The organism is Treponema sp. R6D11 (assembly GCF_054786075.1).
In genome coordinates, this window is sequence record NZ_BDHD01000055.1 from 1 (window position 1) to 11,487 (window position 11,487).

Genomic DNA, 11,487 nt, shown 5'->3' on the forward strand with positions numbered 1-11,487 from the left:
TCTCGTGGGCTCGGAGATGTGTAATAAGAGACAGAGCTCGCCGTCCGCGTTGCGGTCAGAGTGAGGTATGTAACAGTCTTTTGAAAAGTTATTAATAGCCATTAAAATCCCTCACTTTCGAAAGCACGCCGTTTAAGGCGTAATTTGAAGATGTTTTGTTTAACATGGCGGTCTTTTCGCTCATGGTAATATTTTGCGTTTTTTGTGGAAATTTGTCAATAGTTAAAATGCTTATGAGTGGTATAAGATGTATGCCTAATAAAATACTTGAGGGGTGGCGGAAAAAAAATGACTCGACGGTGAGTCGAGGTGTTTTTTTTCGGACAGGACCCCCAAGTAAATCTTTAGGCATACATCTGCCTTCACTCGGTAATAAATTGTCAAATAGATAATCTACTCAAATCCCTCTTAGTTCGCTCTTGGTTCGTGAGGTTCGTGGTAAAATTCTTACAAAATAATTAACAATAAAAACAAAAAACTTGACACGCAACTCTTTACAGTGTATATTAAATGATATACAATATATAGAGAGGGTATCAAATGGCACAGGTCAATATCCGTATTGATGACGAATTAAAAGCTCGTGCGGACAATATTTTTAACGAATTGGGATTAAACATGAGTACGGCTTTTACAATGTTTATCCGCCAAACAATCCGTCAGGGCGGCATCCCTTTTGAGCTTACAACCAGAAAAGACCCTTTTTATAACTCGGAAAATATGAAAGTTTTACGAAAATCCATCCAAGAAGCAAAAGAAGGTAAATTAACCGCTCACGAACTAATAGAAGATTAACCCATGCAAAAATTATGGACTGATGATGCTTGGGAAGATTATCTTTATTGGCAATCAAATGATAAAAAAACAATTAAACGCATAAATCAACTTATAAAAGATATTGAAAGAAATGGCAATGTTGGAATCGGGAAACCTGAACCATTAAAACACGATTTATCCGGCTGGTGGTCTCGACAAATAGACGATACTCACAGATTGATATATTGCATAGAAGACGACAAAATCAAAATATCAAATTGCCGTACACATTACGGGGACAAGTAAAGTTGAATAAGATACACCTTCTCCTCTTCGTGTCCTTTGTGAGAACTTCTTTCCATAAAAATCTCATTACCCCAGTATCCTTCCCCTATACCCTTCGCCAATACGCTCAAGAGTTTTCTTCACGCTTTCACCGGGTTTTGATTGTTGTTTTAAGTCAATAGTAAATTGATTCATGGAAAAATGGCGGTAAAAAAATAGGCGGTTATACATTTCTTTTTTATTTGCATATAAGTCTTTCAGTTTTTCAGTGTAGGCTTCAAAAATGCCGCCTTTACGCATCTCGCTGTAACCTATTATCCAAACAGGGCAATCTAACGCAGAATGAAATTCAAAAAGAATGTCAGCCATGTTTTTTTGGGAATCTTCAATGGCGCAGGCAATGGAATGTTTGCCGTTTGCCGTTTCCATTTTGACAAGTTCCCGTAATTCAACAGTTCTTGGAGAGTGAATGGGGGTTTTGTTTAATATAATTACGTTTTTTGTAAAATCTATTCCAAGGGACGGGTTGTCGATAAAAAACTTTTTTGCTATTTTGCCGGAATGTCCTACAAGATAACGCCTGTTTTCCGCCGCTTGTTCTCTGCGTCCCGGGTTATCAGCAACAATGATAAGTTTTATTTCATCGTCAATATTTATTTCATCTAACGCTGCATTGTATACAACGGGAGTTTCAACAGTGTATAACGAGTTTTTTCCGTTTGCCCTTGTATCCGCAAGTTCTTGCTGTAATTTTTTAAGTTTAGGCAGGGAGCGGGACAATTCTTCTGTTGTTACTCTAAAATGCTCACGGGCTTTTTTAAACTTGTTCCATGCGCTACTGGTCAAGTTATTTCTCCGTCCACGAGTTAAGCGCCCCTTGAGGCTACTTCCAGTATTAATTCTATTTCGCTTCTGGAACGGTTTGTAGCTTTTGCTATTTCTTCGGTTGACCAGCCCTGACCTTTTAATCTTAGTATGTCTTCGCGATCCTGCGGAGTAACAGAGCCTTCGTTCTTTGAAGGTTTGCCTTTTTCCTTCTCAACTATTCCCTTGGTCAATTTAAGCAGGGACTTTGCGTCCTTATCCAGAGCGATAAGTTCCGTTTCCGTGCGCGCTAGCCATTCGCGGGCGACATTCATGTCGTTAATGCGTTTTTCAATTTGCGCTAACGCTTCATCAAGAGAAGCTATTTTATCTACGGCATTAGACGCTTTTTCATTTTGAGACGCTAACAGCTCTATTGATGTCCGCAGATTATCAAATTGGCTTGCAAGAGACGTAATAATTTTTTCGGCGTTCTTAATCGCGGTTTCCGTCTTTTGCAGGGATTTAAAGTTTTGGTCGATGCCCTCGTTAGTCTGTTCAAGGACTTCGTTCTTTTTCTCGATACGCTGATATTTTTCATTCGCTTCCTTAATTGAATCTTCCAATTTGCGTATCTGCACCTGTACGGCGCTGAGAATGTCATCGGAAGACGAAACTTGCTCAAGTTTTTCCTTAACTGATTGCGATGTTTTAATCAAGTTGGTAAAATCTTTTTCCATTTGATCAATGCGGTGTTGCTCGTTAAGGAACCTTGTCATCTTATTATTTATCTCGTCTTCGGTACGCCTTACGTTGGCTAATTTGTTCTCAAGCTGAGTAATTTCGCTCTTGCGCTGTTCCAATCTGTTAAGATCATCGTTCATTTCTTCTATCTTTTTCTCAAGGTCTTTTTTAAGAGCGCCTGTTTGATCAACTAATTTTTTCTGAGCGGCAAGATCTTTGTTTATATCATCAACGCTCTGGCGGAATAGCGCGATTCGTTCCTCGTTATCCTTCTCGGTTTCTCTGCTACGACGGCGAAGGTCTTCAAAAGAGGCGTCCATTTCGCGTATTCTGTTGTTATTCTGGCTTTGCCATTCGTCCATAGTCTGTTTCGCCTCGCGAGCAGTTTCTTCAAGAGCGGCGTATGCTGTTTTGGAATGTTCAGAAATCTCCTCAATTTCTTTTTCCAAATCTCTTTGTTTTTGTTTGATGGTTTCCTGGACTGAAAGCTGATACTGACCAACTTGTGTCTTAACTTCGTCCTCGGCGGAAATACGCATTCCTTCAAGGTCTTTTTTAATCTGCTCATTAAATGATGAATAATTTTTATCAATATTATTCATGTCTTTTCTTATACTTTCTTCAAAAGCGGCTTCTTCCTGTTTTAGTTTTTCCATATTTGATGTTAGGCGATCGCCCAATGCGGAAATGTTCTTTTTGTGTTCCGCTGTGATAGTTTCTTCCGCGGTTTTCCATTCATTTGTAATTTTTTCGCCTGTGCTTTCAATGCGTTTTTCAAGGTCTGACTGCCATTCTGTAATTTGTTTGCTGATTTCGGAGTTTCGTTTTCCAAGTTCCAGAGCGAATTCTTTTTCAAAGGCGGTAAGTTTTTCTGATACATTGTCATGAGCCTGTTTGCGCAAGCCTTCAAGCTCTTTGTCCATTTCCTCAAGTTCCTTGCGCAGGGATTGAGCCTGGCTGTTAAACGAAGCGACAGTTGTTTCCATGTTGACTGCGGATTCTTTCTTAAACGCCGCAAAATCATTATTAACCCTTGATACGGCTTCCTGCATGGAAAGACGCAGTTCGCTTTCCAGTTTGGCGGCGTCGTCGGCAAGGTTGGTAAGCTGTTTAAACGCTTCGTTGTGGCTTTTGTTGTAATCATCAAGGCGTTTTTCGTTAGCCGCAATAATGTCCCTTTCCGTATCAGCGCAGAGATGTTTCCATTCTTCCATCTGTTTGCCAAGAGCGGCGTTAAGGTTTTCCTGCTGACCTGAAATAGCCGTATCTGATTTTTCTTTAAATTCTTTGATAGCCGCCGATAATTCATTTTGATGAAGGTTGACGGCGGAGTATGTTTTATCTTTAAGATCTTTAAGAACCCCCGTTGTTTCATTTTGCTGTTGGCTGACGGCGGTATTAGTTTTTTCTTTGAGGTCTTTAAGAGCCGCCGTTAATTCGCCCTGCTGTTGATTAACAGAAGAGTAGGTTCTTTCTTTAAGGTCTTTAAGTAATGTTGATAATTCATTCTGGTGAAGATTAACGGCGGAATCATTTTTATCTTTAAGGTCTTTAAGCAAGGTCGACAATTCATTTTGATGAAGATTGACGGCAGTATTATTTTTTTCTTTTAGGTCTTTAAGAACCGCCGACAATTCGCTCTGATGATGATTTACGGCATTATCGGTTTTTTCTTTAATATCTTTTAATGTAGATGTAAGTTCTTCCTGTTGATGATGTTGAAGATTTTTCGCCTGATTCTGCAATTCGGAAAGAGAAGCGTTAAGTTTGGAGATAATTTCGTTCGTTTCCTGCTGTTGTATCCTTACCGCCGCGCCGGATTTTTCTTTTAACTCAGTAAGGCTTGCGCTTATTTCTTTTTGGTTCTGCCTTATTGCCGAATCAAGCTCATCGCGCTGTTCTTTTAACGCCTGTTGTGATTTTGTTTTTAAATCGTTAATGGCAAGATTAAGCTCCTGTTTGGAAGTTAACAAGCTTACGTCCAATTCCTTACGCTGTTTTTCCGCTGATTTTTTTAACTCAAGGAAATTCTGCTTCCAGTCGTTTTGTTGTTGTACAAGAGACGTGTTGACAGTATCCCTTTCTTTTATAAGCGCGTTTGTGATTTCTTCCTGTTGGCGGGCTAGAGAAGACGTTATATCTTCTTTTTGTTTTTTCGCCATGCTGTCAAGTTCTGCGGCGCTCTTAATCCATTCCTGATAATAATTTTTCTGCTTTGTGCTTATATCAAGTATTTCGGCATTCCATTTATCGTGAATGCCTTTAAGTCTTTCATTAATAGAGCCTTGTTCCGTTTTAAGAATATCCTGCGACGATTTTAATTTTTCTTCAAAGAAAGTTTTTATGCTGTTAACTCTTTCCATCGCCTGATCGCGTAATTTTAATAAAGCGGCTTCTTCAATTTTGTCCGCGCGTTTTCCGGCGTTTTCAAGGGCGTCTCTAAAGATTTTTTTTATCTGTTCAATGTCGTGGTTTAATACGGCTTCACGTTCACGTTCAACTTTATTTACCGCTTCGCGGTGTTCTTCTACTTTTCGTTCCAATACATGAGCCGTAGCTTCAAAATCAGAAACAATCGACTTAACTCCCGCCAATACGTCCTTTGTTGATTGTTCCATCGCTTCGGCGTTTTTTCTTTCAAGACGTTCTTCGGTTTCTTCCAAATTTTTCCCGGCGGCTTCTAACGCTTTTTCTACCTGTTCAAATTTTTCCTTAGCTTCGCTTACGCGCCTTCCTGTATTTTCTACAAAGACAGATTCATCTTTAATGCGGTTTAAGTTTTCCTGTACTCTGTCCGTCATTCCAAACAGTTCGTTGAGGGAGGTTTCAAAAGCGCGGATATGTTCTTCTATTTTGGATATAGCCTGAGATTTTTTAGCGAGTTCTTCTTCGGTAAGTTTTTGAATATTTTTCATTAACTGGGCGGCGGCTTTTTTTTCAACTTCCAGATCGATGCCGAAATTTTTTACCGCCATGCTTTTTTCGTCAGCAAAAGAGGCTATTTCTTCTTTGCATTTTTCAGTGTATTTTTTTACTTTCTCAAGCGAGCGGTTATTTTTATCAGTAAATCTATAGAAGATAAGAGCGCACGCTACAATGCCGAGTGTTATTATATTTCCGATTGTAATCATCAGTATTATATCCCCCCCTGAATAATACCCAATGTAATTAATGTAGCATATAATCGAATAATTGGCGATAGTTATTGAAAGAAAAATCGGGTTTTGGACCCTTTTTATACCGAATTTCCGGCAAAAACTTGCTAATCGGCGTTGTTTTTAAGTAATCCTCCGCGGCTCCCGCGATATTGAACGGAAATGTTCTAATCCATGCCGTTTTCATGCCGACATTTTTTGCCCCCGCGACATCGTAAGAAACGCTGTTTCCCACATAGAGGATTTTTTCGGGCGGCAGATTCATTTTGTCAGCCAGTACTGTAAACGACAGTGAATGTGGTTTTAACGCGCCTGAATATTCGGAGCAGTATACTGCGTCCCAGGGTTCGGAAATCCCTAAATATTCAAGTTTTGTTTCTGGAGGAAAGTCCGATAAAAGCCCCAATTTATAGCCTGAATTATGAAGCCCTATAAGCGTTTCTTTTACGCCGTAAAAAATATCGATTTTTTTAAAGAAAGGTTCCCAGCCCCTGTAAATTAAACGCTCGATTTTTTCTTTTATTATTTGCGCCGGAGCGTTCAACAGTCGCGCTGTAACTTCAGCTTGATGTTGATAGAAATTATCATATTGAATTAAGCCGTCTTCCTGTTCTTTTCTGATTATTGTTCTTGTTTTGCCGAAAGCGGCTAATAGGGGTAATTCTTTAATAGCGAAGGGTATCAGTCTTATGTTCAGGCGGTAGTTGGGATACAGGGTTCCGTCAAGATCAAACGCAACGCCTTCAATATCGGTTCGCATTTGATCATTATAGCGGTAATTGTCAAGGATCGAAAGTAGGCGAGACTGGAATTTTTACAAGATTGACATGATGACCGGGATAGCGGTTTCTAAAAGCTGTAAACGATGTTTCCGCCGCACTTTCAAAAACTACAATTTTAAAAAATCCGTTTTCATCAAAATAAGGAATTAACGCGGCTACATGGTAATACTGGCGAAGACGAGGAGTTCCGCGAAGCGATGTAGGGTCTCCCAGTTCCGTATTTACGGCGGCAAGATAAAAACTGTAAGGCTCGTCAATGGCAAGAGTGTAAAGAAGCGGATGCAGTCCTTCAATGGAGTATCCAGCTTCAGGCAAAAAGCCCGGGTAGGAATGGACGACAAGAGCCCCATTTTCATTCATCAGGATATGGGCAAAATCGTTTTTGCGGATTTCAAATTCATCGAGTGAGCGGTACGAAGGAGACCTGAGCGTTCCATTCGCCACCGCCGCAAGATTTCTTATCCAGTCAAGACCGAAAAATATATCTTTTTTTATTTCATAGTTGGCGGTAAAAGAAGAGCCTCTGTCTCCAAACGGCGCTTTAAGCGGAGTAATTCCAAGTCTTTCGCCTGTAATAGGACGCAAAATTCCGTCTATCAGCCATTTTGTAAAACCTGAACAGTTAAAACCCTGCAAGTTGGAAGGCTGCGGCTGTAATGTCTCGATAAAAACAAATCTTCCGTTTTCGTTAACCGCGCCGTCATCGACAAAACGCAAACCTGTAAGCCTTGAGCGTACTTGCGCTACAAACGCTCTTGTTTCCCTGTAGTTGGAAATGTCAGGCTGAAAATACCGCATGGGGAATTTATTTTCTACCAGTCGCAAAATATCGTTTAAAGGCATTGTGTATAAACGCTCAAACGAAACAGCGACAGGTATTGAATGGGCGACATAACCGCCGTATACAACAGCGTCCAAAAGGCACTTGTCCGAATTAAAAGGATGAAACTGAATAAAAGTTTGCTGGTCTGAACGCAGGAATATTTTTATCTGAGTAGCCGCGCCTGTATCTTTACGCCGTGTCAGCATCCATGAGCCTTGAATCCAACCGGGAAATTGCCCTGTCCCTATGCGGTTTGTCGGGCTAGTGCCGCGCGTCAACTCGCGCGATATATGCACCATGAATTCTTCTTTGCCTACTGTAGTGCGTATTTCCACCTTCTCTCCGCTTTCAAGCGTTTCTGTTCTTGGGTACATTGAGAGAACTCTGTCGGGCGTTTCCACCAACCATGAATCTTTAATTTTTAGTCTTACAAGGGAATCGTCTGATATTTTGGAAACAGGCAGATCAAGACCGCAGACCGGGGAGACATTTAATAAAATAAACAAAATAACGAAAAATACAGGCATAATTACTTCTATTATCGGTCTTTTTTCGTTATACTTATAGTAGGGAACCTCTAAAAACCTCGGTTAGGTTTTTAGAGGTTCCTCGAAGAAAATCGCTAATTCATTAAAACGTAAAGAGTTATTGTAAAGCGATTTTCTTCATAGGTTATGAAAACATCTAAAAACTGAAGTTTTTAGATGTTCCCAGTAGTATGGAGGGTCAAAATGAAGCTATATAGCCGTGGTCAGGTGTTATTTTTCTCGATTTTAAGCGCCGTTGTAGTCCTGCTTTTTGTCGCGGGTTTTGGGCTTGTAAAGCCCCTTTTTAAGTCAAATATTGATTCCGCCGTTTTGTCGGAACAAGAGACCGAGACGGACGAATTTGCTCTGGTACAATCTGAATATAAGATACTAAACACAGCCGACAATACTCAATATTCCGACAACGAGCGTGAAAATATCGATATCTATGAAAAATTAAATTCAGCCGTTGTAAACATAACTACGGAAACTATGGCGATAAACTGGTTTCTTGAGCCGGTTCCTCAAGAAGGCAGCTCCGGCTCCGGCTCCATTATTGACAGACGTGGCTATGTTCTTACCAATAACCATGTGATACAAGACGCTCACAAGGTCTTTATCAACTTGGCGGACGGCTCTCAATTTGAGGGGACAGTTGTAGGCGTTGACAGCGAAAGCGATTTGGCGGTTTTGAAATTTACCCCTCCCGCAGGAATGGTATTACAGACAATTCTCTACGGCGATTCTAAAAGCTTAAAAGTAGGGCAGAAAGTTTTGGCGATAGGCAACCCTTTCGCCCTTGAACGCACTTTAACAGTAGGGATTGTTTCAGGTTTGGGTCGTCCTGTTCAAACGGGAAGAAACCGAATAATCCGAGACATGATTCAGACTGACGCATCGATAAACCCGGGCAATTCAGGTGGTCCGCTTTTGGATACTCAAGGCAGAATGATTGGAATTAACACGATGATATATTCCCCATCAGGCGGCTCTGTAGGCATTGGTTTTGCCGTTCCTGTTAATACCGCCAAACGTGTCGTAAACGAGCTTATTCAATACGGAAAAGTCCGCCGAGGCTGGATAGACGCGACTGTCGTTCAGCTTTTCCCGAGCCTAGTCCGTTATGCGAAATTACCTGTAGAAGCGGGGCTTCTTATTTCACGCACCAAAAAAGGCGGTCTTGCCGAAAAAGCCGGCTTACGCCAGGGCAATGAGCCTGTGCAATACGGACGCAGCGTAATTTATCTTGGCGGCGACATTATCACTTCCATAAACGGCTTAAAGACAAACACTCTGGCTGACCTTTACGCCTCGCTAGAAGCAAGCAAGCCAGGCGATGTTGTAAAAGTGGAAATAATGCGTGGCGGGCAGACTACTACTTTGCAGATAACATTGGCGGACAGGGAAGAAGTGATGAATTAGCGGAAGGAATATGGAAAATCTGGCGGAAAGAATTGATATTATAAAAGAATCTATTCTCAAAAATGTTCAGGCTAAATATATCTATTTATTTGGTTCTTACGCTTATGGAAATCCAACTGAAAAAAGCGATATAGATATTTATTTAGTTACCCCTGACAATATTGTAAATATGATGGAAATTTATACAAAAATAATGGTAGATTTAAGTCTAAAAAAAATATTTTTTGTTGATTTATTGTTAAACAGAGAAAGTGTATTTAATACAAGAAAAAAAGAAAATATCCTTGAAGAAACAACATCACATCGGGAGAACATCAAATAATTTTAAGCAAAGACGGATACAAAGACAGAAAATTTAATGTTACTTTGTTTAACACAAGCAGACTTGTTGTCTCTATCGAAATGGAAGTAATACAGGGAACCGTTCTTGTTTCCGTCCGCAAAGCGGCAGGCAGTCCCGATACGCTTGCACTTAATCCGCAAATATCAGCGGCAGCGTTAGACGAAACTGTTACAATTAATTTATTGAATGACAACAAAACGCAAATAAATCTGCCTGAAGGATACCGAACAATAAGAGCGAGGGCTTTCGGTTGGGAAGACGCTTCAGTAACTGTGCTTGTAAACGAACAGACGGCGGTAAACGCCGATATTATTATGAAGCCTGCTGTTTTTAAGCTTGCAAACGTATCCCAAAGCAGAAAGCGGTTTAACCCGACAAATTCAAGCGTTCTTGGTGTTACGGAATTCCGTTTTGAAGTTTCCGCTCCGGGGACTGGAACAATTATAATTACGGACAACGGCGGCGAGGTTGTATACGAGAAACAGCTTGACAATTTTGAAACATGGCTTCAATCCGCAACTTGGAATGGCAGGGACTTAACAGGAAAAGTTTTACCGCAGGGGATTTATACAGTAACAATAAAAGCGTCAGCCTTGCATGAAATTTCTAATGACGAGGCAAAAACGTCAACCTTGCAACTGGAAACCGAAATAAATTATTCATTCAGTATTTTTCCACTCTCCACAGAAAGCGTTGTTTCAGGGCTTGCCTTCACTCCCCTGCCCCACACGCTTCCCGCTGGTAGCTTTCAATTTGAAGCAGGCTTAATTTTTAAGGATTTTCAAATGCCGTCAGCTAACGTGCAGGAAAACGGCGTTATTTCAGGATTGCCATTTAAAATCAGCATGAGGGCATCTCCTGTAAACAAGCTTGAACTTACAACTGTCTTTAACATAAATCCGTTATTTGAAAACCAAACAGGCTGGGGCGTTTCAGGTTCCCTAAAATTCAACATTCTTGACGGCGGTACAATTCCCTTCGCCATGTCAGCCGCCGCTTCTTACTCATGGGCTGGAAAAAATGGGGAAGAACCTTTAAGCCCCGGACGCGGAGCCGGTCTTTACCTACCCCTTTCGCTGGAACTGGCAAATTTCTCTCTTGCCCTATGCCCTGCAGCATTTTGGCTTGGTCCCGAAGGAATTACTCCTGAATTTTTACTTTCAGCAGGGGTAATGTACAAGGGCGATTGGTTTAACGCAGGGCTTTCCGCAAGAAGCGAATTTAATTTTGCAGATAACGCAAAAAACCCTAGAATTCTAGCGGGAGCGCAAGTTTACTTTTTCCCACCGCCGTCAATTTTTTACTTTTCATTGCAGGGAGGAATGTGGAAACACGGAGAGTTATCAGGTATCTACGGCGGACTAGGGCTTGGGATTGTTTACTAGGGAAGTAGGCATGATTTACAAATTTACCATTCTTTTGGTTTGCCATTTGGCGGGGTAATGTTAAAACTTTCTCCTGATGGTTCAATTAATATATCATTTTTTAAACACCTGAATTATTTACAATATCAATTATTTTTTTCATTGGGTCAATCTTTCTAATACGTTCTACCGAATTGATAGAATAGTCCACATCTTCTTTTTTTATTTCTATCCTGTGAGGATAACGTATCTCATTAGTAAATTTGTTCAACAAACTACATTCTGTTCTGATGTTTTCAAAGTTTTTATCTTTTTCAATACACAATTCAAGCAATAAAAGCAAATTATGTGTTTTTTCAGGTATAATGTCATTATATGATAAATAACCTTTCAAATATTTCTCTGTTGATTGGGCGCAATGATAACAAATTATCTCATAAGGTTTACGAACTTGCCCATATAATATTTGAGCGGAATATAAA

General features: G+C 40.4%; 10 protein-coding genes. 5 read left to right on the forward strand and 5 right to left on the reverse strand.

The genetic code is table 11. The features are described 5' to 3' along the window. Positions 1-540: 540 nt before the first annotated feature. Positions 541-795, forward strand: a complete 255-nt coding sequence (locus tag ACYVTD_RS06720; protein WP_461247009.1) for a type II toxin-antitoxin system RelB/DinJ family antitoxin — start codon at positions 541-543, stop codon at positions 793-795. Positions 796-798: 3 nt separating this feature from the next. After that, the gene (locus tag ACYVTD_RS06725; protein ID WP_461247010.1) at positions 799-1,062 is read left to right on the forward strand and encodes a Txe/YoeB family addiction module toxin; all 264 of its coding nucleotides are present in this window, start codon (positions 799-801) and stop codon (positions 1,060-1,062) included. A 66-nt stretch (positions 1,063-1,128) separates the two neighbouring features. Here the strand turns inward: ACYVTD_RS06725 and ACYVTD_RS06730 are convergent, their stop codons facing one another. From ACYVTD_RS06730 to ACYVTD_RS06745, 4 genes are read right to left on the reverse strand one after another with little or no spacing between them, the layout of a single operon-like run. Then, the gene (locus ACYVTD_RS06730) at positions 1,129-1,887 is read right to left on the reverse strand and encodes a hypothetical protein (protein WP_461247011.1); all 759 of its coding nucleotides are present in this window, start codon (positions 1,885-1,887) and stop codon (positions 1,129-1,131) included. A gap of 20 nt (positions 1,888-1,907) precedes the next feature. Beyond that, positions 1,908-5,720 (reverse strand): SpiroCoCo family coiled-coil protein, encoded by a 3,813-nt coding sequence (locus ACYVTD_RS06735; protein WP_461247012.1) that lies wholly within the window; start codon positions 5,718-5,720, stop codon positions 1,908-1,910. 37 nt (positions 5,721-5,757) lie between these two features. Continuing rightward, a complete protein-coding gene (locus ACYVTD_RS06740; protein ID WP_461247013.1) occupies positions 5,758-6,504 on the reverse strand; it encodes an HAD family hydrolase in 747 nt (248 codons plus the stop codon). 22 nt (positions 6,505-6,526) lie between these two features. Then, a complete protein-coding gene (locus tag ACYVTD_RS06745) occupies positions 6,527-7,876 on the reverse strand; it encodes a hypothetical protein (RefSeq protein ID WP_461247014.1) in 1,350 nt (449 codons plus the stop codon). Positions 7,877-8,080: 204 nt separating this feature from the next. On the opposite strand from ACYVTD_RS06745, the gene ACYVTD_RS06750 reads away from it, so the two are divergent. The 3 genes from ACYVTD_RS06750 (at position 8,081) to ACYVTD_RS06760 (ending at position 11,026) form a co-directional block, all read left to right on the forward strand. After that, positions 8,081-9,298, forward strand: a complete 1,218-nt coding sequence (locus ACYVTD_RS06750; RefSeq protein ID WP_461247015.1) for a S1C family serine protease — start codon at positions 8,081-8,083, stop codon at positions 9,296-9,298. A 10-nt stretch (positions 9,299-9,308) separates the two neighbouring features. Beyond that, positions 9,309-9,620: a nucleotidyltransferase domain-containing protein gene (locus tag ACYVTD_RS06755; RefSeq protein WP_461247016.1), complete on the forward strand. Its 312-nt coding sequence runs from the start codon at positions 9,309-9,311 to the stop codon at positions 9,618-9,620. Positions 9,621-9,700: 80 nt separating this feature from the next. After that, positions 9,701-11,026, forward strand: a complete 1,326-nt coding sequence (locus ACYVTD_RS06760; protein WP_461247017.1) for a FlgD immunoglobulin-like domain containing protein — start codon at positions 9,701-9,703, stop codon at positions 11,024-11,026. A gap of 100 nt (positions 11,027-11,126) precedes the next feature. Here ACYVTD_RS06760 and ACYVTD_RS06765 read toward each other — a convergent pair. Further along, positions 11,127-11,487, reverse strand: a 361-nt coding sequence (locus tag ACYVTD_RS06765; RefSeq protein ID WP_461247018.1) for a HEPN domain-containing protein, incomplete at its 5' end; no start/stop codon positions are given.

Coding starts and splice junctions, on each gene's coding strand:
- ACYVTD_RS06720 (WP_461247009.1), top strand. CDS start 541: ATGGCACAGGTCAATATCCGTATTGATGACGAATTAAAAGCTCGTGCG.
- ACYVTD_RS06725 (WP_461247010.1), top strand. CDS start 799: ATGCAAAAATTATGGACTGATGATGCTTGGGAAGATTATCTTTATTGG.
- ACYVTD_RS06735 (WP_461247012.1), bottom strand. CDS start 5,720: ATGATTACAATCGGAAATATAATAACACTCGGCATTGTAGCGTGCGCT.
- ACYVTD_RS06740 (WP_461247013.1), bottom strand. CDS start 6,504: ATGCGAACCGATATTGAAGGCGTTGCGTTTGATCTTGACGGAACCCTG.
- ACYVTD_RS06745 (WP_461247014.1), bottom strand. CDS start 7,876: ATGCCTGTATTTTTCGTTATTTTGTTTATTTTATTAAATGTCTCCCCG.
- ACYVTD_RS06750 (WP_461247015.1), top strand. CDS start 8,081: ATGAAGCTATATAGCCGTGGTCAGGTGTTATTTTTCTCGATTTTAAGC.
- ACYVTD_RS06755 (WP_461247016.1), top strand. CDS start 9,309: ATGGAAAATCTGGCGGAAAGAATTGATATTATAAAAGAATCTATTCTC.
- ACYVTD_RS06760 (WP_461247017.1), top strand. CDS start 9,701: ATGGAAGTAATACAGGGAACCGTTCTTGTTTCCGTCCGCAAAGCGGCA.